Origin of the sequence: Thalassobacillus devorans (genome assembly GCF_900176565.1) — a bacterium.
Lineage (GTDB): Bacteria > Bacillota > Bacilli > Bacillales > Halobacillaceae > Thalassobacillus > Thalassobacillus devorans_A.
In genome coordinates this window covers 330279-353016 of record NZ_FXEH01000006.1, presented here as the reverse complement: position 1 = coordinate 353016, position 22738 = coordinate 330279, and the positions used below count along the sequence as shown (strand labels likewise).

At 46.6% G+C, this 22738-nt stretch carries 21 protein-coding genes and 1 pseudogene; 7 read left to right on the top strand and 15 right to left on the bottom strand.

The window, feature by feature from the left end; translation table 11 throughout:
• Positions 1-88 precede the first annotated feature (88 nt).
• Positions 89-1501: a MocR-like transcriptional regulator GabR gene (gene gabR / locus B9Y67_RS12700; RefSeq protein WP_139823797.1), complete on the top strand. Its 1413-nt coding sequence runs from the start codon at positions 89-91 to the stop codon at positions 1499-1501.
• Positions 1502-1576: 75 nt separating this feature from the next.
• On the opposite strand, the gene B9Y67_RS12695 is transcribed toward gabR, so the two are convergent.
• From B9Y67_RS12695 to B9Y67_RS12685, 3 genes are read right to left on the bottom strand one after another with little or no spacing between them, the layout of a single operon-like run.
• The gene (locus B9Y67_RS12695) at positions 1577-3070 is read right to left on the bottom strand and encodes a sodium:solute symporter family protein (protein WP_254901798.1); all 1494 of its coding nucleotides are present in this window, start codon (positions 3068-3070) and stop codon (positions 1577-1579) included.
• Positions 3012-4649, bottom strand: a complete 1638-nt coding sequence (locus B9Y67_RS12690; RefSeq protein WP_085507071.1) for an amidohydrolase — start codon at positions 4647-4649, stop codon at positions 3012-3014. Before B9Y67_RS12690 ends, B9Y67_RS12695 begins: the two co-directional genes overlap by 59 nt.
• The gene (locus B9Y67_RS12685) at positions 4646-6010 is read right to left on the bottom strand and encodes an aminotransferase family protein (RefSeq protein WP_085507070.1); all 1365 of its coding nucleotides are present in this window, start codon (positions 6008-6010) and stop codon (positions 4646-4648) included. The genes B9Y67_RS12690 and B9Y67_RS12685 overlap by 4 nt, the downstream gene beginning before the upstream one ends.
• A 445-nt stretch (positions 6011-6455) precedes the next feature.
• Here B9Y67_RS12685 and B9Y67_RS12680 point away from each other — a divergent pair, with 445 nt between their 5' ends.
• Both B9Y67_RS12680 and B9Y67_RS12675 read left to right on the top strand, forming a co-directional pair.
• The gene (locus B9Y67_RS12680; RefSeq protein ID WP_085507069.1) at positions 6456-7445 is read left to right on the top strand and encodes an aldo/keto reductase; all 990 of its coding nucleotides are present in this window, start codon (positions 6456-6458) and stop codon (positions 7443-7445) included.
• A gap of 335 nt (positions 7446-7780) precedes the next feature.
• Positions 7781-8677, top strand: coding sequence for a DMT family transporter (locus B9Y67_RS12675; protein WP_085507068.1), 897 nt, complete (start codon positions 7781-7783; stop codon positions 8675-8677).
• 166 nt (positions 8678-8843) lie between these two features.
• Here B9Y67_RS12675 and menA read toward each other — a convergent pair whose 3' ends face one another.
• The 4 genes from menA to B9Y67_RS21030 are packed head-to-tail and all read right to left on the bottom strand — an operon-like array spanning position 8844 to position 10727.
• Positions 8844-9758: a 1,4-dihydroxy-2-naphthoate octaprenyltransferase gene (gene menA / locus B9Y67_RS12670; protein WP_085507067.1), complete on the bottom strand. Its 915-nt coding sequence runs from the start codon at positions 9756-9758 to the stop codon at positions 8844-8846.
• A gap of 13 nt (positions 9759-9771) precedes the next feature.
• A complete protein-coding gene (locus B9Y67_RS12665; RefSeq protein WP_176223995.1) occupies positions 9772-10257 on the bottom strand; it encodes a hypothetical protein in 486 nt (161 codons plus the stop codon).
• Positions 10258-10278: 21 nt separating this feature from the next.
• Positions 10279-10596, bottom strand: a complete 318-nt coding sequence (locus tag B9Y67_RS12660; RefSeq protein ID WP_085507066.1) for a hypothetical protein — start codon at positions 10594-10596, stop codon at positions 10279-10281.
• On the bottom strand, positions 10593-10727 hold the full coding sequence (locus B9Y67_RS21030; RefSeq protein WP_254901797.1) for a hypothetical protein: 135 nt from the start codon (positions 10725-10727) through the stop codon (positions 10593-10595). The genes B9Y67_RS12660 and B9Y67_RS21030 overlap by 4 nt, the downstream gene beginning before the upstream one ends.
• Positions 10728-10862: 135 nt before the next feature.
• On the opposite strand from B9Y67_RS21030, the gene B9Y67_RS12655 reads away from it, so the two are divergent.
• From B9Y67_RS12655 to B9Y67_RS12635, 4 genes are all read left to right on the top strand, one after another.
• On the top strand, positions 10863-11576 hold the full coding sequence (locus tag B9Y67_RS12655) for a Crp/Fnr family transcriptional regulator (RefSeq protein ID WP_085507065.1): 714 nt from the start codon (positions 10863-10865) through the stop codon (positions 11574-11576).
• Positions 11577-11710: 134 nt separating this feature from the next.
• A complete protein-coding gene (locus B9Y67_RS12650; protein ID WP_085507064.1) occupies positions 11711-11932 on the top strand; it encodes a heavy-metal-associated domain-containing protein in 222 nt (73 codons plus the stop codon).
• Positions 11933-11945: 13 nt separating this feature from the next.
• Complete coding sequence (locus tag B9Y67_RS12645; protein WP_369668758.1) at positions 11946-13832, top strand: heavy metal translocating P-type ATPase; 1887 nt, start codon at positions 11946-11948, stop codon at positions 13830-13832.
• A gap of 342 nt (positions 13833-14174) precedes the next feature.
• Positions 14175-15107, top strand: coding sequence for a S66 peptidase family protein (locus B9Y67_RS12635; RefSeq protein ID WP_085507061.1), 933 nt, complete (start codon positions 14175-14177; stop codon positions 15105-15107).
• 573 nt (positions 15108-15680) lie between these two features.
• Here the strand turns inward: B9Y67_RS12635 and B9Y67_RS12630 are convergent.
• The 8 genes and pseudogenes from B9Y67_RS12630 to cobD all read right to left on the bottom strand — a co-directional run bounded on the left by B9Y67_RS12630 (position 15681) and on the right by cobD (position 22727).
• Positions 15681-17891 (bottom strand): carbohydrate binding domain-containing protein, encoded by a 2211-nt coding sequence (locus B9Y67_RS12630; RefSeq protein WP_254901856.1) that lies wholly within the window; start codon positions 17889-17891, stop codon positions 15681-15683.
• Between the two features lie 303 nt (positions 17892-18194).
• Positions 18195-18847 (bottom strand): annotated as a pseudogene (gene bluB, locus B9Y67_RS12625) (5,6-dimethylbenzimidazole synthase).
• A 30-nt stretch (positions 18848-18877) separates the two neighbouring features.
• Positions 18878-19387: a histidine phosphatase family protein gene (locus tag B9Y67_RS12620; protein WP_085507059.1), complete on the bottom strand. Its 510-nt coding sequence runs from the start codon at positions 19385-19387 to the stop codon at positions 18878-18880.
• A gap of 1 nt (position 19388) precedes the next feature.
• A complete protein-coding gene (locus B9Y67_RS12615; RefSeq protein WP_085507058.1) occupies positions 19389-19820 on the bottom strand; it encodes a bifunctional adenosylcobinamide kinase/adenosylcobinamide-phosphate guanylyltransferase in 432 nt (143 codons plus the stop codon).
• Positions 19775-20392 (bottom strand): alpha-ribazole phosphatase family protein, encoded by a 618-nt coding sequence (gene cobC, locus B9Y67_RS12610; RefSeq protein WP_085509174.1) that lies wholly within the window; start codon positions 20390-20392, stop codon positions 19775-19777. Before cobC ends, B9Y67_RS12615 begins: the two co-directional genes overlap by 46 nt.
• The gene (gene cobS, locus B9Y67_RS12605; protein ID WP_085507057.1) at positions 20344-21117 is read right to left on the bottom strand and encodes an adenosylcobinamide-GDP ribazoletransferase; all 774 of its coding nucleotides are present in this window, start codon (positions 21115-21117) and stop codon (positions 20344-20346) included. Before cobS ends, cobC begins: the two co-directional genes overlap by 49 nt.
• On the bottom strand, positions 21118-21651 hold the full coding sequence (locus B9Y67_RS12600; protein WP_176223994.1) for a bifunctional adenosylcobinamide kinase/adenosylcobinamide-phosphate guanylyltransferase: 534 nt from the start codon (positions 21649-21651) through the stop codon (positions 21118-21120).
• Complete coding sequence (gene cobD / locus B9Y67_RS12595; RefSeq protein WP_085507055.1) at positions 21645-22727, bottom strand: threonine-phosphate decarboxylase CobD; 1083 nt, start codon at positions 22725-22727, stop codon at positions 21645-21647. Before cobD ends, B9Y67_RS12600 begins: the two co-directional genes overlap by 7 nt.
• Positions 22728-22738 lie beyond the last annotated feature (11 nt).

Genomic DNA, 22738 nt, shown 5'->3' with positions numbered 1-22738 from the left:
TAGATTATTATGACAATTATCTGGTATAATTAAAAGGACCAGTTTTTTAAATTTAATGGTACCAGAAACAAAGAAGGAGGGGAGACGCTTGTTTTTCCAGATTAAAAAGGGGGATGCATACCCCGCTATCTACAAACAGATTTATACACACCTGAAGGACCTGATTCTCGAGGAAGCCCTAACCGAACGAAAGCTTCCCTCAAAACGGAAACTAGCTCAGGATCTCGGTGTCAGTGTTAATTCTGTTGCTCACGCCTATGAACAATTACTTGCAGAAGGTTATATATACAGTGTGGAACGAAAAGGTTATATGGTGGAAGATATTACTCGCTATATTAAAAAGGACTGGGAGAACGATCCATTCCCCGATGAGCTGAAAGAAAACGGCAAGCAAGAAAGTTTCCGGCCGGAGGTTACTTTTTCACATATTGCAACCGATGCGGAGCATTTTCCATTCAAGAAATGGAGAAGGTACCAACAGCATGTAATCAATCATCACAAAAAACAGCTTTCCCTGCTGCCCCATCCCCAAGGTCCTTATGAACTCCGAGAATCGATTGCTACCATGATCGCCCTGAGCCGCGGTGTCCGATGCAGACCGGAACAGATTATCATAGGCTCAGGAACCCAGCCTCTGATTCACAAACTAATGTCCCTGCAGCCGCGTTCGACTACCATCGCAGTTGAAAATCCAGGCTACCAGCGTTTCTATCAGCTACTAAAAGATATGGATTTTACAGTAGAGCCAATCGACCTCGATGACCAGGGAATTTCTGTTGAGGCTATCAGGGAAAGGGATCCTAAGTGGGTTTTTGTTACCCCGTCCCACCAGTTTCCGACAGGCACGATTATGCCCATTAATCGGAGAATAAAACTTTTAAATTGGGCTGCTGAGTCGCCGGACCGCTACATCGTTGAAGATGATTATGATAGTGAATTCAAGTACGAGACGGACCACATCCCTTCGCTTCAGAGTTTAGACCGAAACCGACAGGTCATTTATACAGGAACATTTTCCAAAACACTGCTGCCGAGCCTGCGCATCAGCTATATGGTTCTTCCTCCTGATTTGTTAAAACGCTACCGCAATGCATTCAGTCATTGGATTGATGGCCCATCCGGTCTCAACCTGTGGACGCTGAAATATTTTATCGACAAAGGAGAATACAGCAGGCACATCAAACGAATGAATGCGCGCTACAAAGCGAAACGAGCGAAGCTCATTCGAGAGTTGCAGCGGGTTTTTGAAGATAAGATAACGATACAAGACATCCCTGCAGGTCTCCATTTTCTAGTTGAACTGGACACCGCTCTCTCCTATAAAGACATTGAAGAGCTGGCAAAAGAAAGAAAAATAGAATTATATACGATTCGCCGTTTCTATCTACAGGATATCAATATGCCCGAAACTGATAAGAAAAAGCTCATCATCGGTTTTGCTAATATGAAGGAAGACAAAGTGCAGGAATCTGTAGAACGGTTAGCCTCTCTTTTCTCCTGACTCCCATCTCTAGTCATTAAAATGCCGCAGTCGCTATGTTCCATCCAGCGACCTGCGGCATTTTATCTGAAAGCATCAGCCTGATTTCTTCAATTCCTCATACATGGCATGCTCTTTTTCCTGATCAGAAAGCAACGTCACTGCCACCAGTGTCACAACAGAAACCGGCAGCCCGAGGAAAACGGGGTGGAGACCAAATGGATGCCCGGCGATCTGCCAGATGAGAGCTACGACAAGCCCCGCCCACATCGCAGAAAGTCCGGCAGCTTTCGTGACACGGCGCCAGAACAGCCCAAACAGGACAGGAGCAAGCAGTCCGGAGACGAGCATGGCGGTACCGGTGATCCACAGTGTAACGAGCTGCGGGATATAAAGTGCCAGTAACAGCGAGATGATCGATACAACGACGACGGACATTCGGCTTAACGTCAGCATCTGTTTCTGATGGACGTTTTTCAGTCGTGGTTTGACAATATCATTGACGATTGATGAGGATGCTGCAAGGAAAAACGAGTCCGCACAGGAAATGACGGTAGCTAGCAGTGCAATCAGCATCACGATCACGAGTGGAAATGGCAGTACTTGGCCGATGATTTCATAATAGATCAGCGAAGGATCGATGTCGGTCATGTTAAGACCGAACTTCCCAAGAAAACCAATAACAATGGTAATGGCCGCAGTCAGGAAACCGAGTACGATCGCAGCCCAGAATCCAGTCTTGGCTGTCTTTTCGTCTTTCGCTGCCCAGAACCGCTGCCACAGGTCCTGTCTGACAAACTGGTAAGCTCCTATTGTCAGCATGTAAACGAAAAATTCGGAGGCACTGATGTTGAAGATACTCAGCATGTTTCCGCCTTCCGCATTTCGCGCTTCATCGGCAAGGCTTCCCCAGTCCCCGATCATGAACATGATGACAATCAGGAGGAAAAATATCCCGACTGTCTGAATCGTGCCATGGATCGCATCCTGAAGCATGACCGATTTGAGCCCGCCGAAGTAAGTCTTCAATGTTAACAGTACCCAGCTGATGATGATACCAGCAGTCATGCTGAGACCGGTGGTCAGCTGCAGAATCGTAGCAATAGCGACAAACTGCATCCCGGTGATGGCTGCATAGGCACATATAATACTGATAACGGTCGGGATTCTGGCACCTTCTCCATACCGCAAGGCGGTAAAGTCGCCTAATGTGACCATGTTATACCTTTCACCAAGCAGTCGAATGCGCTTCAATAAAAACGCGGCAATAACGATGGAAGTCAGCGTGAAGCCGATCGCCAGCCACTGCTGTCCCATACCAAAAAGATACCCATTTGTCATATAACCTAATAAAATCGAACCGCCAATCGCCGTACCGACGAATGTCAATACGAGCGGCATCAGTTTCGTGGACCGGCCGGCTACATTGTAATCGTCATACGTTTTGACATTTCGATTCACAAATAAGGATAATCCAAATAAAAACACAAAATAAACGGCAATAATTGCAATCAATATCGTCTCTTGCTGACTACTGAACAATAGACTCACCCTTCCTTGTTTGGTTCGTGCTGTAAATGAGCTTGCCATCCGTATAAGTGCTGACGGCTTCCATCTCTAGTAATTGTTCTGCTTCCACTTCCAGCGGGTTGTGGGAGAGAACCATCAGGTCTGCTTTGGCGCCTGGTTTAATCACTCCCAATATCTCTTCTTCACAGGAACTGTAAGCAGCGTCTGTCGTATAAGCTTTCAATGCATCCCAGACACTTAGTTTTTCTTCTGCTCCGATAACTTGTCCGCTTGCGGTTTTTCTTGTTACTAACGTGTAGATCCCCGGCCATGGGTTTCCATCGGTGACAGGTAAATCTGAATTCCCAGGAGCCTTAATCCCCGCTTCCTTAAAAGATCGATGGGGAAATGCTGTCTTCATTCGCTCCTTCCCTAGCTTTTTCATATAATTATCACCGATATGGTGCAAAAACCCGATTGAGGAACCTGCCACCAGCCCGAATTCCTTCATCTGCCGGAGCTGTGTACTTGTCGGAAAGACGCAGTGCTCAATGCGATTACACATGTGCTGAAGCGGCACTGTTTCATTGATTTGTTCATATGACCTGATCGCAACGTCGATAGCACGATCGCCGATCGCATGGATTGCGATTCGTAACCCGGACTCGATTCCCCGCTTCATCAATGGAGCGATTTCTTCTACGGTGTTATAAAGAATCCCGGTTTCTTCTGTATCCACATATGGTTCCGACACAGCGGCCGTCTTACCGCCGACGCTGCCATCAAGCATGAACTTCAATCCCTGGATTTTCACCTTGTCATTCCCAAACCCGCTTCTTAAGCCAACTTTCAATACTTCTTCTAACGAGCCGTCAAAGCCATTCTGGTCGATCGCCCACATCCACGGTCTTACCCGGACGGTGAGTTCACCCTGCTCTTCCAGGTGTTGATAGAGCTGGAGGTCGGCTGTCTGGGTCGACATACAATGGACGGTGGTAATCCCCCAGGATGCAAATTTTTCCTGCGCCCGCTTCATTCCTTTTATCATATCTTCCTGTGTGTACTTCGGTGCTGTGAGCAGCCCTTGGGCTTTTTCCTGAAGTAATCCCGTCAGCCTGCCGTGCTCGTCCCGCTCCATATTGCCGCCTTGCGGGTTCGGCGTCTCCTCTGCTATCCCGCTTAATTCCAGTGCTTTGGAATTGGCGACCGCCATATGGGCACAAGTCCGCTTCAATACAACCGGATGGTTCGGAGCGACTTCATCCAGGTCCCAGCGGGTAGGGTTGCGTTTTTCTGCCATCTTACTGTCATCCCATCCCCAGCCGAGAATCCATTGATCCTCCTGCGTGGCGTCCACTTCCTGCTTGATTTTTTCTTTGATAGCTGCAATGGACGGAGTGGCTGCTGGCTTGCAATCTACTTCCAGGAGCGTCAGCCCGAAAATGGACGGGTGAATATGGCTTTCTATGAAACTGGGCATCAGTGTTTTTCCTTCCAGATCCACCACCTCAGTTCCGTCGTATATCCAGGAGAGTGCTGTCTCCTTTTCACCTGCATAGATAACTTCCCCATTTTTCACGACGACAGCGTTTGCTGTAGGGGCAGCATCATCCATCGTCAGCACCTTGCCGTTTACAAAAATTAAATCTGCGCCACTCATTTTATATCCCCTCCTCTACCAGCCGTCCGCTTTAATTGCTGTTGTACTGAAAAGATAGATTCCTTTACTTTTTCCAAAACGTCATCAAGCTGTGCTTCCGAAATAATTAATGGTGGTGCAAAACAGATGATATCGCTGTTTTCATACGTCACGCCCCGGCAAACCACCCCTCGTTCGTGCAGTTCCGCAATCACTTTTGGAGCCACATTCAATTCCTTGGAGAAGTTTTCGTTCGTACCCGGGTCTTTCACCAGTTCGATGGCACCAAGCAAACCCATGGCTCTTACTTCTCCTACAATCTCTAACTCTTCCTTTATCTGTTGAAAGCCTGCCAGCATTTTTGCGCCGATTTTCTTAGCGTTTTCTACCAGTCCCTCCCTTTCTATCAATTCGATATTTTTCAAACCAACGGCAGCGGCAGTTGGATGTCCACTGTAAGTAAAGCCATGAAATAATGTGCCCTTTGATTTCTGTTTGAGCACCTCGTGGATCGGTTCCGAGATGACGACGCCTCCTAATGGCATGTAACCGCTGGTCACCCCTTTTGCGAAGGTCATCATGTCCGGTACCACTCCCCAGTTTTCAAGACCGAACATCGTCCCTGTCCTTCCAAAGCCAGTAATGACTTCATCTGCAATAAACGGTATTCCGTATTCATCGCACAACTTCCTGACTTCCTGAAAATAATCTTTTGGTGGAATTAATACGCCGCCTGCTCCCTGGATGGGTTCCGCCATAAAGGCAGCAATCGTTTCCGGTCCTTCCGCTTCGAATTTTTCCCGTAAGGATTGGATAGCCGCTTCGGTCGTACTTTGATAGGATGTGTCGGCATGTATAAAGTCCGTCATCATATGTCCCGCCATCTCCCAGAACTCAGGAATTCCCGTCGCACTGGTCGAGGCTGCAGCCACCCCGTGGTAGCCGCGTTTTAATGCAACAATTTTTCTTCTCTCCGGCTGTCCCTGGATTTTCCAGTAATGACGAATCAGTTTGATCGCCGTATCATTGGACTCCGACCCACCGGAGGTAAAAAACACTGTATTTAAATTGCCTGGGGAAAGCTTTGCAATCTTTTCCGCCAGACGGATGCCAGGCTCATGAGTGAATGTCGAGAACGCCGAACTGAATGCCAGCTTTTTCATCTGGTCGGCCGCCGCCTCCGCCAGTTCCGTTCTCCCATGGCCGATATGTACATTCCACAGCGATGACATCGCATCGATGTAGTCTTTTCCATGGTTATCTTTCAGGTAAATGCCTTCTCCGCTTTCCACCAACAATTTCGATCCCTGCTCCTGTTGCTGCTGGATCGATGTCGATGGATGCAAAAAGTGTTTTTTATCTAGTTCTATAAGATGTTCCAAAGCTCCTGACCTCCATTTCGGTTATAAAAAAACCAGTCCTATGCCACCAAGCCGTATTGGACATACGTATCTCTAGGCATAAAACTGGTTTCTTTCTAACGGGCTGCTCTACTTTGAACCAGTAGAGTCAGATTAGAATAGACAGTTTTTTAACAAGTCCTATATAGTGTTTTACATTTTAGCAAGGTTTGGGAAGCATATCAACTGATTATTCGTAATTTTCTAATAACTGGATACAAAGATATGCTTATATAGTCCGGTTTTATCAGCGTGCTCCCCTTACAATTGTGACTTTGCGCTTTAATCATGAGGTTAGAGAATATCAATCTATTTATTAAATGTGTTCACATTAAAAGTACTGCTCCCATGGCAGTCCTGCCTTTTGTTTCATTTTCCATTCAGCTGGATATATACCTATAGCACGGAAACAAAAGGAGGAACAACCATGAAATCAATCGATCAAGCATTACAACATAAGGTAGGGCTGGGGACAGCTCCATTAGGAAATATGTTTCGGGACGTACCGGAAGAAGAAGCCCGAGAAACGATTCAGAACGCATGGGATCAAGGTGTCCGCTACTTCGATACCGCTCCATTCTATGGAGCAGGCCTCGCGGAGTTGCGACTTGGAGAAGTGTTATCCAATTACGATCGTGACGACTATCTGCTAAGTACCAAAGTGGGCCGCTATGTGACCGATGAAACAGAGGAAAAAGAAGGACTGTTCGAAGATGCCCGTAATAATAAAGTCATCACCGATTACACCGAAGATGCCACGAAGCGGTCGATCGAGCAAAGCTTGGAGCGATTAAAAACGGACCGGTTGGACTTCGTATTTGTTCATGATGTCTCCCCTGATTTTCACGGCGATCAGTGGATTGACAAATTTGCTGAAGCTAAAAACGGCGCATTTCGCGTCTTAACTCAGCTCCGTGAAGAAGGAGTCATCCGCTCCTGGGGTCTTGGCGTCAATACAATCGAACCGATCGAACTTGCCATGGACCTTGAAGAAACCCAGCCGGATATGTGCCTGTCCGCCACGCAATATACGCTCCTGCAGCATGAACGGGCCTTGCAGCGAATGATGAAAAAAGCGGAAGAAAAGAATATCGATATTGTCGTCGGCAGTCCTTATAACTCCGGCGTTCTCCTAGGCGGTGAACATTATAATTATGAAAAAGCACCACAGAAAATTATTGACCATGTGAATCAACTGAAAGAAATCGGACAACATTACGATGTTCCATTAAAAGCAGCAGCACTGCAGTTTTCCACTGCTCATCCTGCCGTAAGAGCTATCATTCCAGGATCCACACGGCCGGACCGGATCAAGGAAGACATCGAAATGATCCAGCGGGACATCCCGAACGAATTCTGGGAAACATTAGTAGATAAAGGCTTCATCTCCCCGGATGCTCCCCTTCCTAAAAAGTAATGGTTTAAGAGACAAGTGCCTGACTCCCAATGTAACGCATTGGTGGTCAGGCATTTTTTGTATAAAGACCACCTCCTGATGACTAATTCCCTGTATCGGTCATTACAGTGGCTATAACAACCGTTAACCACGTATTACTGCTAGCTTACGGTTTTTAAATCACTTATAAAGACCGTCCACTGCAGTCATCCTTTCAATTATGGTCAGTAAACGTCCTGTAAGAATTTGAAAAACAAACGAAGACGTAAAAGATAAAATACACAGCCTTACTTTTATGCAAGGTGTGTTATAATTAGAAAATTATAACTATTCAAGAACGGAATGAAGGTGAGTACGTGAATCGTATCTGGTTTACTATTTTGCTGGTGACTACCACAAGTCTAATGGGCTCCTCCTTTGCAGTCGGAAAAATCGGATTGAATTATGTCTCTCCCCTGCTTTTGGTCGGCTTGCGTTTTACTATCGCCGGTTTCATCATGGCAGTGAGCGTCTTTCTGCTTAAAAGACAGCATCCGAAACGTGCCAAAGAGTGGGTCCAAATGGTGGTGGTCGGCTTTTTTCAAACAGCCGCCGTAATGGGAGCCATTTTCTTAAGTCTCCGGACGATTACCGCTGGAGAATCTTCCATTTTAACATTTACGAACCCCTTGCTGGTCGTGTTGTTTGGAACTATTTTTATGGGGATGAAATACCGATTAATGCAATGGGGCGGTGTCGCTGTCGGCTTCCTTGGGGTGTTTATCACACTTGGAGCTTCACTGGATATTCAGCAGCCTGGCACCCTGTTAGGTATGATGAGTGCGGTATCCTGGGCCATCGCTACGCTGCTGATGAAAAAGTGGGGCCAGGCGTTTGATACCTGGGTTTTGACCGCTTACCAGATGCTGTTTGGCGGGATCATCCTGTTAGCAGGCAGCGCCGTAATGGAACAGTCTACATTTGTCGTGACTCCCCTATCGATCTTCATTCTGATATGGCTGGCTATCATGGCCTCGATCGTCCAATTTGCGATTTGGTTCTATTTATTGAAACGGGAAGACCCCGGCAAAGTGAGCGCCTTTTTATTCCTGGCGCCATTATTCGGCGTCATCTTCGGCTGGCTGCTATTAAATGAACAACTTCACTTCTCTACATTAATAGGTGGAAGCCTCATTTTAGCTGGAATCTATTTTGTCAATCGACCAGCAAAACAAGTAAGAACCCGTCTCGCCGCCGGTCCCTCACAGCTTTAGAAAAATTTGCCTTAGCCAGGAGTTAAGTCAGAACATTCCTGAGTTAGGGCAGAAGGTGCGCTCGTTAAGTCGGAACCTGGCCGAGTTAGGGCAGAACTTCCCTGCGTTAAGAAAGAATAATCCAACTTAAGGGAAGAACCCGCCCTCCCAGCGCTAGTCCCAGCCTCTACATCAAGTCCATCAGCAAACCTAATACAAACAACATTCCAAATACCCAATGATGGATAGCGGCCCGCTTCATCGCCAGCTGTTCCTCTCTCCCCGACATACGGAAGGAGCGAAGGATACGGATAACAAGCGGAAAAGCGATTGACACCAGCAGCACTCCGCTTCCCACGATGGAAAAAATTCGTAGCGCCATCACTACCAGGTAAGCACCAATTAACAGTACAGCGAGCAGCCGGATGGCATTCCTGCGGCCAATCCGCATCGCGAGTGTCTTCCTGAACCCCGTATCTTTTTTTATATCGCGGATATTATTCGTCAACACCATGGAACTGATCAGCATTGAAAAAACCAGCCCGACAAAGACACTAGCTATGCTAATCATTTGTGTCTGGACTCCGTAACTGAGCATCGTAGTTACAAATCCGAGGAAAAGACCAGCAGTCACTTCACCCAGCCCTAATGATGCAAGGGAACGACGGCCGGCAGAGTAACCGATACCGGTGCAGATTCCAATGAGGCCAACCACAATCACCCACCATCCGGCGATAACAGCAAGCCAGACTCCAAGGAAAGCGGCACTTGCCATCAGCCCGGCCGCCATGTAAGGAATTTCATGATGAAATAGATGCTTTCGCGGGATAGATTTCTGCCACACGCCCCAGCGTTCTTTGTCCTGCCCCCGCTTGAAATCAAAATAATCATTGAACATGTTCGCTCCACTTTGAACCAGCAGGGCAGCAGCCAACAGGATAACCAGTACTTCCCAACGGAATTCTCCTCCTTTTGCAGCCATCAGAGCCCCGGCCATAATCGGACTGATAGTACCACTCCATGTCATCGGCCGCATCAGCTGCACCCAGGACAACTTACATATATAAAGCGTGATCCCGGTTTCTTTTTTATAGGCCTGCACCCTGTTCCCCTCCCTATAATTGCACCATCAAATAAATAAGCACGAGAAAGCCGATGATTTCTACCGATTCTAAGGCGGCGAGTCGAAACAACTCTTGGGAGAGCGGTTTCCGGTCGCCGCCTTCTGCTTCCTTCCATAAATAATCATCCGTGAACACCAGCATCATTTCCCGGTAACCGACCAATACTCCCCAGAACAAGGCGAATGTTCCGATAGAGAGCGCGGCGATCCAATGCTTTCCGTAACTGGTATGAAGGATAGTCTCCAGGCTGCGGAGGGGGCCGAATACGGTACCGAGCAGTATACCGGTGATGATCACAGCAGCCCCTGCCAGTGTAAACAGATAATGGGTGTGGCTCATCAAACGAGTCAGGAATATCCGCTGGGTGTTCAACGGGAAACGGGCAGCCACTGGATACACGCCCCAGCCGATAAACAGGATGCCGCCGGCCCAAATTATGCCTAATAAGATGTGGATGACAAGTACCAGCTCGCGCATATTCCTCCCCCCTGCCCTGTGCTATAAAAAAGATGACTGAGCTCCGTCTGCGCCTCGTTCCGTCATTACCCTTGGAATGCGATGTGTTTTTTCTAACACCAGCCGATAATTGCGATTAACTGCCGTTATCAATCGGCCGAACAAGAACACACTGATCGCCAGCTGAACGATGCCTCCGATTATCAGCAGCAGTCCATTGAACCAGAACATGAGCCCCGCTAACACCGCCATTTCTGCGACAGCCATTTTCCCACTGCGAAGGATAACCGACGCTACCAGCGCCACTACTCCCGCATAGACGATCACAGCATAAACCTCAGGGATATAAAATGCAGTCATAATTCTTCCTCCTTTCCTTTCGGATCAAAACGACACGCCTCATACTCGCTACGGATAAGACCTCCTCCCAACCCTTCATTAATCATGCGGTCCACTTCGTAGTTAATAGGGAGTGATTCTTGTGTTGGCATATCCATCTCCTCCTTTACCATCAGTATCCTCCCATCCTTTAAGAAAATCTTTGACCCAGATCAAGTTTTCACAATATTTTTTTGAGGCTGAACATAAGGTGATATAATGAAAGAAAATGGAAGGAGGAAGCCTGGATGGAAACACATTCCGACAATCAGCCAACCTGTCGCCATTGTCACCATGAAGGCCACGGTCATACCTGCGTCGCCCGGGTGCCGATATTCAATCACCTCGATAGTGACCAGATGAATGCAATAACCAAGGCTATCCGATCGGTTTCCTATCAAAAAGGAGAAATTATTTACCACGCCGGGGATCCTTCTGACTCCCTATATATCGTGAACACCGGATCGGTACGTATATATCGGGTTTCCGATTCCGGCAAAGAGCAGATGGTACGCCTCTTGCATCCTGGAGATTTTACCGGAGAGTATGCATTGTTCAGTGAATCGCTCCATGAATCGTTTGCCGAAGCCAATGAGCCGGCCACGATTTGCACGATTCGCCGGAAAGACCTCCAGGATTTTTTAATGCGATATTCCTCGATCGCATTAAATATACTGGCTGCCTACTCGCGAAGACTGGAAGCTTCCGAAAAACAGACGACTGTCCTCGCAACCGAAAGTGTCGAGAAACGCCTCGCCCTTTATCTGGCGGATTTGGCAGAAGCAGCAGACAGCGATATCATTCGGCTGCCGATGAATAAAAAAGACCTGGCTTCCTTTCTCGGAACAACTCCGGAAACGATCAGCCGGAGAATAGCTGACTTAGAAACGCAGAACATCATCAAAAAAGTGAACCCAAAAACCTTTCGTATCCTTGATAAAGGTCGATTAGAAAGCCTTTAAGCGCCTAATCCATGTATTACAGATACAGGATCGGCGCTTTTTTATGTGCTTTTATTCATCCTTGACCTGCGTCAAGGATTCTTTTTTGCAAACCCAGTATGCTTGAACCATACAAGGCAAAGGAGAGATTTTTTATGAAAACGATCCACTTAAAATTAGAGCCGCTGACTTGTCCATCCTGCATTAAAAAAATCGAAGGAACCATAGCAAAAATGGCAGGTGTTACGTACGTAAAAGTGTTGTTCCATTCCAGCAAGGTGAAAATCCAGTTTGAAGAAAACCTCGTGAACCCCGATCAGCTGGAAGCTACAGTGACCGCATTGGGGTTCACGGTGAATGCCGCGAAAATGATGTAAAGGAGGGATAATGATGAAATGGGTTCAAAAGTATATCAATCACATAACTGGCGTTTCCGGCTTCCTGCTTTTAACGGCCACCGCTAGCTACCTTGCCGGATTTGCAACCATTCAGGAGGTGGCTCTAATCCTGGCGACCTTCATTGCCGGTGTGCCAATCGCGATCAAAGCGATTCAGGCCCTCCGGGTCAAGGCTTTCAGCATTGAATTGCTGGTGACGATTGCCGTAATCGGCGCGCTTATCATAGGTGAATATGTCGAATCCGCTGCGGTTACCTTCCTCTTCCTTTTCGGGGCTTACCTGGAGGCACGGACCCTGGAGAAAACACGTGCTTCCCTGAAAGAACTCATCGATATGGCGCCCCAGGAAGCTGTCATTCTCCAGAAAGACCAGGAAGTCACCATTCCCGTAGAAGCGGTGCAGCCGGGTGACAAGGTAATCATCCGCTCCGGGGAAAAGGTTCCGGTTGACGGCAGCGTCATCAACGGCCGAGCTTCCATCAATGAAGCCGCCATTACCGGGGAATCGGTGCCTGTAACCAAACATAAAGACGGCCACGTTTTTGGCGGAACGATCGTCGATCACGGGTACCTGGAAGTGGTCGCTGAGAAAGTCGGCGATGATACGACTTTTGCTAAAATCATTGAACTGGTCGAAGAAGCACAGGAAACGAAATCCAAAACCGAAAAGTTCCTCGATCGGTTCGCTGCTTTTTATACGCCTGCTGTTGTCCTGTTGGCCGTGCTCGTCTATTTACTGACCCAAAACTTCCACCTGTCCATCACGTTCCTTGTCGTCGCCTGTCCCGGAGCGCTGGTGATCGGCGCTCCTGTCTCGAATGTTGCCGGTATCGGTAACGGAGCCAAACATGGGGTGCTCGTCAAAGGCGGGGATGTGATGGACCGGCTTGCTAAAATCGATACGATGATTTTTGATAAAACCGGCACACTAACCAAAGGTAAACCGGAAATCACCGGGATCAAGACTTTTCATGAAGAGGGTGAAGACGAACTGCTTCGCTTAGCTGCACGGGCGGAAACTCTTTCCGAACACCATCTCGGACGGACTATTGTAATGGAAGCAAACAATCGAGGAATGGCGATAACGGCTGGAGTTACCGGCGATGTCATCAAAGGTGCCGGCCTCATCGCTACGGTAGAAGGTCGCCATCTGTTGATTGGCAACGCAAAACTGATGGCAAAGGAAAAAATTAGCGTGCCGTCGGAAATAGAAGCATATGCCCGAGAACGCGAAAAACAAGGGAACACTGCGATATTCACAGCGATTGACGGGAAAATTTCCGGTGTGATTTCGATTGCCGACAGGATACGAGAAGAAGCTGCAAAAGCAATAGCTGCCATGCGTCATAACGGGGTTAGACAGGTCATCATGCTGACCGGGGACAACCCGCATACAGCGAAGCTTGTTGCCGAACGGCTCGGGCTCGATGAATTCCACGCGGAACTACTGCCGGAAGAAAAAACCGCCTTTGTCCAGGAATTGCAAGCAGCAGGTCATAAGGTAGCAATGGCTGGTGACGGAATCAATGACGCCCCCGCCATCGCCAGTGCGGATATCGGGCTTGCCATGGGTGCAGGCGGAACAGACATCGCCATGGAGACCGCAGACGTTGTCCTGATGGCCGACAAACTGAACCAGCTCGCCCATGCGCACGCACTAGCCAAAGCAACAACCCGGAATATGAAACAGAATACCACTTTTGCTGTCCTTACGGTTCTGATTTTGTTGACCGGCGTCCTTCTGGGAAGTATTCATTTGGCATCCGGCATGTTTATTCATGAAGCAAGTGTCCTCATCGTTATTCTCAACGCTACCAGGCTGATGCGTTTTGGACGCCCTGCTAAAGAAAGAGATGGCATCCCGCAGCCCGCAATCTAGCAGCTATTGAACTGTGATAGAATAAAAGTTTTTCTCACATATGCCAGCCTTTTTCTATCAGAAGTCAGATAAATAAAAGCCAGCTCCTGCTTAATGGGAGCTGGCTTTTTTAAATTTGCCGCAAAAAAATTCCATTCCGCGCTATCCCTTTGAGTTAGGGCGCTATCCCCTCTAGTTAGGGAGGTATACCATGTAGTCAGGGGATTGCCAAAATTAATCTGCTGATTTCCACCCGGCCGATACAACCCAGGCTCTTCAATAAAGTTAAAGTGTCGTTAATTTTTAGTATCTTGGTATCATAAAATACATATAGCTATTGGATTCCGGAGAGGAGTTTTTTCTATGCCCATATTGCCGTCCGCATTACAACGCGGAGATACAATCGGTATTGTTACATTGGGAAGCCCGCCAGAAAGGGATGAAGTCGAGACTGGAATAGCAATGTTAGAAGATATGGGGTTTAAAACAATTCTTGGCCAAAGCGTTTACGCCCGAGATGGCTTTATAGCAGGAACAGCTCAGGATTGTGCGGCAGATCTAATGAGTATGTTTACCAATCCTCAGGTAAAGATGATCTTGCCGTCACGGGGAGGGGTTGGAGTTGCAGGAATTCTCCCCTATCTTGACTACCCGATTATACAGCGAAACCCTAAAATCCTAAGCGGGTACAGTGACATTACGGTACTATTAAATACGTTGTACCAATTTACCAGCATGACCACATTCCAGAGCCTTTTGCTCGTGGATTTTAATGCAAGCACACCCGAGTATAATTTCAATCAATTTTTTACTGCTGTTACCAATACTGCACCAATGAGGCAAATATTAAACCCTCCGGACATGCCGTTAATCAGCAAAAATGCCGGGAATGTCACCGGTCCGATTGTCGGAGGAAATCTCACGTCATTACTTGGTACGCTTGGTACTCCTTTTGAAATAGATACACGGGGAAAAATACTGCTCATCGAAGATACACATGAACCCATCAACACCATCTACCGATATATAGAACATTTAAGAATGGCTGGGAAGTTCCGGGATTGTATCGGTATCGTTATGGGAGAATGTACAGAATGTCAGGAATCTTATGGGAAAACATACGAAGACCTGATCAACGAATTTATCGTACCATTAAATAAACCGCTTATGACTAATCTTGCTACAGCACACGGGACATATAAAGCTGCCATTCCAATAGGGGCTACGGTTAACTTGAACACATTCAATAATACGCTAACAATCCTCGAACCGACTACGCTTCCCTCTTTCATTTGATAGAACAGGGCTATTATCATTTCTATAAGGGTGGTTAATAGCTTTAGTCGTGTTGTATGTGCCACAGTCATAATTCTGTCCAAATTACAAAGAATCCTGAATTTCCTTCTTCTTATATAAATACGTTACTTTCTTCTTATAATCATAAACTCCTTCCATACTAGGTATCTAGCTGGAAGGAGTCTATCTCTTTTATTCTTCTATCATGAGAACCAATATGGGATCAACAGGCTCCTAGTACATGCCGCTCCGCCCACACTAAATATCCGGGGATTTTGTCTCCCCCTATTATTGCTAAGGATTTTCATATGCGCCCCCATCAAATCCAATAATTTCCGGCAAGCTTAGATTCTTGTGTTTTATACTGTTATTAAGACTACTACACTTACTAACCTGCTTGCTTACGGTCTTTATACGACTTTTAAAGACCGTCTACGGCAACCACCTTCACGTAACGTACATAAACACCTTTATAAGGACCATTAACGTCACCTTGTCATCTTCTAACGGTCATTAGATAAGCTGAATAAAGAAAAGAACACGATCCAAAGAAAGGAACGTGTTCCTACAAGCTTATTTTACTTCAAGCTTCACATTATCAATGTAAATTTCATGCTGCCCTGAGAAATTACCCATTAGAAATTTCAACGAAGCGGTATCATTGTCTGTCATAGTAACATCATACTCGTAGTGCTGCATTTCTTCCGTCAAGGAAGCTACTTCACTAAAATAACGGTGATAGGCCGTATTTTCAAGCGTAACTTCGATATCCCTTGCTGCCGTAGAACGGGCATCAAATGATAGTGAATACGTGATATCCTTGCTCAAAGACAGGTTCGGCTGTTCCACTAACACACTCCAGGTCTCATTCCCTGCATTCTCAATGTCCAACTGCAACTGTTCATCGACCACGGAAGCTTGTGCCTGGGCATCAAAGTGGATGTACTGCGACCATGATTCCAGTCCGTTTGAAAAATCACCATTTTTCAGTGGCGCTTGATCGATAGATTTGGAGGTCTGGATAAGCCTGATATCATCTAAGTAGACATCTTCTGCCTGGCCACCGAGCAAAAATCTTAATTGCCCTTCTTCATCAGATATATCTTCCGGCATCTGGAAAGCGATGGTGTTAGCTTTCCTTTCATTAGTAAGCTGCACCGTTTCCCCACGTAAATAACTGACAGATCCATCCTCACTTACGATTTCAATCTGAATACTTGTTACTTCAGGGGCTTTGCCATCAAAAGTAAGTTCGTATTCTTCATTTGCCTGCAAAGGGATTCTGGATTGCTTAAAGACGATGTCTCCCGGCTGTTCTGCCCCATTCTCCACAGTGATTTCCGCTTCTCGTGTCGTCTCCGGAACAGTCACTTCCGCTGCTGCATCATTCTGCAAAGATAGCTCCCAATAGTTAAGGCGTGTCATATCCCCCTGATCAAAGGTACCATTATAAATCAGGTTGCCATCTCCTAAAGCTGGTTTTGACTCGTCCTGCCCTACCTCATCTGTAATATCCTCTACGCGTACGTTCCCAATCCATACCGGAGCAGTACCATTTCCTCCCATATTAAATTCCAGTCTTGCCCCTAAATCTGTATCCTGATTCAAGGTGAAAGTGTAGGAATAGGATTGGACATCCTGACTCAATTGCATTGTTTTTTCACCAGAATAATTGGCATAGCCTCTTTCCGCTCCGCCGGATACCTTGGTCATTATGTTTCGATTCGTGTCTGATTTTGCATCAAACGTCACCTCGTACGTATGACCTTTCAGGACAGGCAGTTTCTGTATCTGCTGTAGCGCCCATAAGGCATTACCAGGATTTTCGATTTCCGTTTTTGCAAAAACAGAGCCGTCCACTTCTTCCGTAGTAAGACTTCCCTTTCCTTCAAAATCCGGTAACTGCAAAAAATTCCAAAGGGTTGGATGAAACTCGTCCTCCGGCTGATCCACTAGTGTAATTGCTTGTTCATAGTTCTGATCGTAAATAAAGTTGCCATCTTCTAACGGCTGCTTGGCATCTTCCGGTAACGTTTCTTCCTCTATAACCGGTTCCACCGGTTCTTTATAATCTCTACCGGTCAATTCATACACCCGGACATAATCCACTTCCATTTGGCCCGGGAATTCGGTTGTTGCATCCGGATTACCTCCATACCAGCCGCCTACAGCCAAATTCAGAATCAAGTAGAATTCCTGGTCAAACGGAGAAGGGAATGCGTACTTATCACCCTGATTTTTCCCCTTACTGAACCATTCATTCTGTGTCTGGTACAGCTTTCCGTCTACATACCAGCGGATTTCACCAGGCTCCCACTCCACTGCATACGTATGGTAGTCTGTGTAATCTTCTCCTTCAGGGAAATGGTATTCAGTGCCCCGGTATGTGTTGTCCGGATATTCTTCCCCATAGTGAATCGTTCCGCCGATATTGCTCGTGTCATTACCGGCTGCTTCCATAATGTCAATCTCACCAGACGTGGGCCACGGACCGTACACATCATCTTCCGGCATCATCCAAAACGCAGGCCAAAACCCTTGTCCTTCCGGCAGTTTCATCTTAGCTTCGAATTTGCCATACTTTTTACTGAACAGACCTTTTGTTTTCAGTTTCGCGGAAGTATAGTCATAAGAGCCAAATTCATCCGTGATCGGCTCTACTTCTTTTTCCGCTTTAATGACCAGTTTTCCATCTTCGATAAAAGAGTTCTCACTGGAGTCTGTATAATATTCCAGCTCATGATGTCTGGGGGGCCGGCCTGCATTGGGTTTCGTCCTGTTCACAGCCAAGTAAAGGCACAGCTATAAAAATAAATAGCAGGACAAATATTATCGTTTTATCCCTTGATTTTATACGCATAAAGCATCCCCCACTCAGTTAAAATTATAGCGTATAATTTATTATTAAGATATGACAATTCATCTCAAGAACTAAAATACATTATTGGGGTAACATTTTGTTTGAAATCGAGAGTCAGAGTAAAGTCAAATAATTCACCATAGTACAGAAAACAAATGAAAAGACAAAGGGTAAAATCATTTCACCCTTTGTCTTATTTGTAATACCATTACTATTATTGGAGTGCATTATTCCTTGTACTCCCCGCCCCACTTATTTTCAAAAATAAGCCGGTCTAACTCTGCTCTCTTTTCCCAATTGGCGGACTCTAAGATCGGCTTGTCCGGATATTCATCTGTATATCCTACGGACAAAAGCGCAATGGGGTCCACATGCGGCGGTATATCCAGGATATCACGCACATCATTCTTTTTATAAAAACTTACCCAGCCCAAGGCCAGGCCTTCCGCACATGCTGCCAGCCACATATTCTGGATCGAACACGCCGTTGATAATGCATCGGTTTCCGGAATGGAATTACGGCCTAACACATGGGACCCTCCTCTGGTGGGATCACATGTCACACATATCGTTAACGGAGCTTCCTTTAATCCTTCGACTTTCAGACTGAGGAATTTAGTCTCTCTTTCCCCTTCATAATGAATGGCTAATGCCCGTCTTTCCTTATCTGCAGCCCAGGCTAACTGTTCATTGATTTCTGTTGATGATATTAAGATATAATTCCATGGCTGCATAAACCCTACCGATGGTGCATGGTGAGCTGCTTCAAGAAAATTCGTTGAATGACATCTTCTTCTATAGGTGTGGGTAAAAAACTCCGAATATCTCTTCGAGTATAAATAACTTTATAGATTGCGTCCCGTTCTTCTTTCGAAAACATCGCTCTCCCCCTTAACCTGTAAAAAGATAGTTATAATGTAATATATATGAAACTACCATTGGAAACAAGCTCACCGGCTGATGTACACTTCTGCTCCAGCACCTTTTCCAGCTGCTGGAGCACTAATCCATGCGTCACCACAACAACAGCGTCATCTTTGTAAGCATGACAGAGTGCCTTCCATTCGCTTTTAACCTGCTTTTCCAACTTATGCATTGCCATGTCATACCATTTCCTGAATGATGGATCATGGATTAAACTTTCTCTGGTTTGACCATTCCAATGGCCATAATCAAGTTCTGTAAAAAGATGTGAAACGAAATGGGGGACCCCCATATAATCAGAAAGGATATAAGCTGATTCCCGTGCCCGCTGTAATGGACTGCTGAGAATTACGTCCCACGTTTCCACCGCTAACTGTTCTGCACATTGACGGCTTTGCCGAATTCCTGTCTCATTAAGTGAAGTTGCTGTATGCCCTTGCAGTTTTCCTTCTGCATTCCAGTCTGTTTCCCCATGCCTGACAAAACAAACTCTCATCTTATTTCAACTGCCTCGACAGGCCATGCCAGCAATAATGGACAGTTTCCGCTTTCTCTGCCGCTGCCTGCAGTACCCACCCCGATAAGTCTCGCCAGGCCCGTTCATCCTTGTCCATAGGGACAACACCACGGCCCATTTCAAGCATAATCAAAATAACCGGCTGCTGGGTCCGTTTTTCGACCTGTTGCATTTCTGACAATATAGATTCGAAGTATTTTCTCACGGATTCCAACTCGCCGGCTTTCTTCCATTCCTCGCGGATCCACACTTCCCATCCTTCGATTACGATAGGCGAGTCAGCGGTGTTATTGATTAATTTCCATTGGTCCAATAGCTGGTTTTCATAGGCGGAAAGCCACTGACAATCAGAAAACTCTTCATTCACTAACTTTCTTTTCCCACTATAGGCACCACCGACCACGAGCTGCATTTCCAGTCACCTCCATCCTGATTGAATACCATACGAATGCCGCCCCCGTTGGGGATTATTGTATCTGTAAAAGATAAACCCGGAATAAAACCGTTCATGATTTCACGAATAACACCGCCATGAGTGACTACTAACACGTTTCTACTATTATTAATTGCCAGTAATTCTATTAGAAATGACCGGACTCGCCTTCTGAACGAAGGATAGTCTTCCCCATTAGGCGGGGACGATGTCTGCCACTGTGAAATCCAGTGTTGATAACGAAGGTCGTTCTGGAGTTCCCGATGCGTATACCCTTCCCAATCACCAAAATTCATTTCACGCAGGTCCGGATCGGCACATGCAAGTTTTTCAGGAACAAGGTATTCTGCCGTTTTTCGGCAACGATTCAGGTCACTTGTATAAATCTGATCGAACGCAAGCCACGATAACTGCTCTTTTAACGAAAACAAATCAGGCAGAAACTCCGACAGCAGAGGCTCATCCGAATGACCGAGATAGCGCTTTTCTTTGTTGCCCTTCGTCATCCCGTGACGAATAAAATAAATAGATACACCATCACAAGTCCCCATAGCTCTCCTCCTTCAATCGCGGTGCCCAGCATATCGCCATTGATGCCCTTGAATTTGTTAAGAAACCATCTGCGTAACAAAAAGAAAAATAATCCATAACCGACCAGTAGCAGCCAGGCCTGCGGTACAAACACTGCGATCACAACAATCGGTATCACTCCAAAGAGGACATCCGCAGTCGACAGGTGTTCCTGCCACGTGTAGGCAAGACCTTTCCGTTTGACCGTCGGGGTCGTTCGTAACAGGAGAATAGCCAGGTACCTGCTACAGGCCGGAATCAGTACGAACATCCCGGCAGCCAGTTGAACATCCATAGCATTAGCGGTCAGCAGGCCATAAAGGAGCGCCAATTTCCATAATAGATAAAAGATCGCTGTCAGCATCGCGAAGCTTCCGACTTGGGGGTCTTTCATAATTGCCAGCTTCTTTTCGACGGGTGCATTTGAGCCGGCAGCATCTGCTACATCCATCAGCCCGTCCAGATGGAGCCCTCCAGTCAGCGCTGTCCAAACAGAAAGCAGCATTAGGGCCGTAAACCATGCGGGCAGCCAGCCACCTATGAAAACATAAATCGCAATCACCAGGATGCCCAGGATAAACCCTACTAAACTGAAAGACTTTAATGCGCCCTTTAAGACAGTTTTTTCCCAAGGAACGGACACGGGCATAGGAATCCGGGTCAAAAATTGCAGAGCAAGTACCAGCCCATAACTTAAACCTTTCATTCAATCACCCTTCCATTGCACAGGAAGTCCAGCAATCACCTGATAGACTTCCTCTGAGCTTGCGATGATATGCTGGTGCAGCTTCTCCAGCATATAAATATAAGCAGCCACACTGCGCGCATTCGCTGGCATTCCTTCATTTATATCATTGGACACCACATACAGGTTCAATTGCCGCCCCCGGGCCGCCTGGAGCCAGCCGCTCACTTCCTGGATGATGGTCTCCCAGTCTGCCTGGTCGATATAAAGTCTGTTACCGAGCCACACCGTCAGGCAATCAATCAGTACGGTACTTTCTTTCTGTATGTCATGTAAACTTTCTTTAATATGTATCGGCGCCTCGATGGTCTGCCATTCTTCTTTCCGATCGTTACGATGGCGAGCAATCCGTGCCTTCATTTCTTCGTCAGATGGCAAAGAAGTTGCAACATAATACAAATTTCCACCCTTATGCTTGTGATAGCTTTCCAGTGCCAGCTTTTCTGCAAAGCTGCTTTTTCCTGAACGAGCACCACCAGAAATGAATGTCAACACGGCTGATCCCTCCATTTTTTCAGCACATGGAGCAGATAATCATTTTCTTCCGCACTCCTGACAGCAAGCCTCAGGTAACAGCCATCCAGCCCTTTGAAATTGTCTGTATGCCTGGGAATGATGTTATGTGCTACTAAAAACCGGAACAGCTTCTCTGTGTCGTTTGGTCTCTTTCCGTCCTTTAGTAAATAGAAGTTGACGCTCGATACGGTATGTATAAATCCAAGGGCTGTCAGGTTTTCCGTAAGTTTCTCACACTCACCCTTCAGCCAGTCTTTCGTCCTTACCATAAAGTTTTCATCAGTCAGCAGTTCTGGTAATAAGCCCGCTGTTATGCCATTGACGCTCCATGGCGGCTGCTTTTTCTGCAGTTTCTGGATCCAGTCACCGCCAGCCATGATATAGCCTGCCCGAAGGCCGGGAATGGCAAAAATCTTTGTTAACGACCGAAGGACAATCAGGTTAGGATAGAAAGTAAGCAGCTTCTTAACAGAAAGCTCCGTTTCAAAAAGAAAATGCACAAATGCTTCATCTATGACAAAAGTTGTCCCCGTTTCCAGTCCGAGTTTCAGTAAACGTTCCAATTCTGTGAGTGGCAGTATGGTTCCTGTCGGGTTGTTCGGCCGGCACAGGAATACGACGTCCACTTCAGCCATTCTCTGCGCCATCGCTTCCACAGGAAACTGGAACGCCAGATTTAACCGGAGATGTGTAATCTCCATGTCGAATGCACGACAGGCCCGCTCATATTCAGAAAAAGTCGGATCGATGATCAATGATTTTTTTCCATGAAATAACTGGGCGATTAGGTAAATGGCTTCCGCTCCTCCATTGGTCAATAGCAGCTGTACCGGATTCATCCCTTCTTGTCGGCAAAGAGCAGCGTACGCCTCTTTATATTCAGGGTCTGGATAGTTCGCTGTTTCCTCCATAAGCCGGGGAAGCTGCCTGGCCAGCCAGGACGGCGGACCAATGGGATTAATGTTGGCACTGAAATCATAGACTCTCCCTTCCGCTTCCATGCCAATAGAAGCGGCAATACGGGCAGGCTGTCCACCGTGTGCAGGTAGTACCATAACGTTTCCTC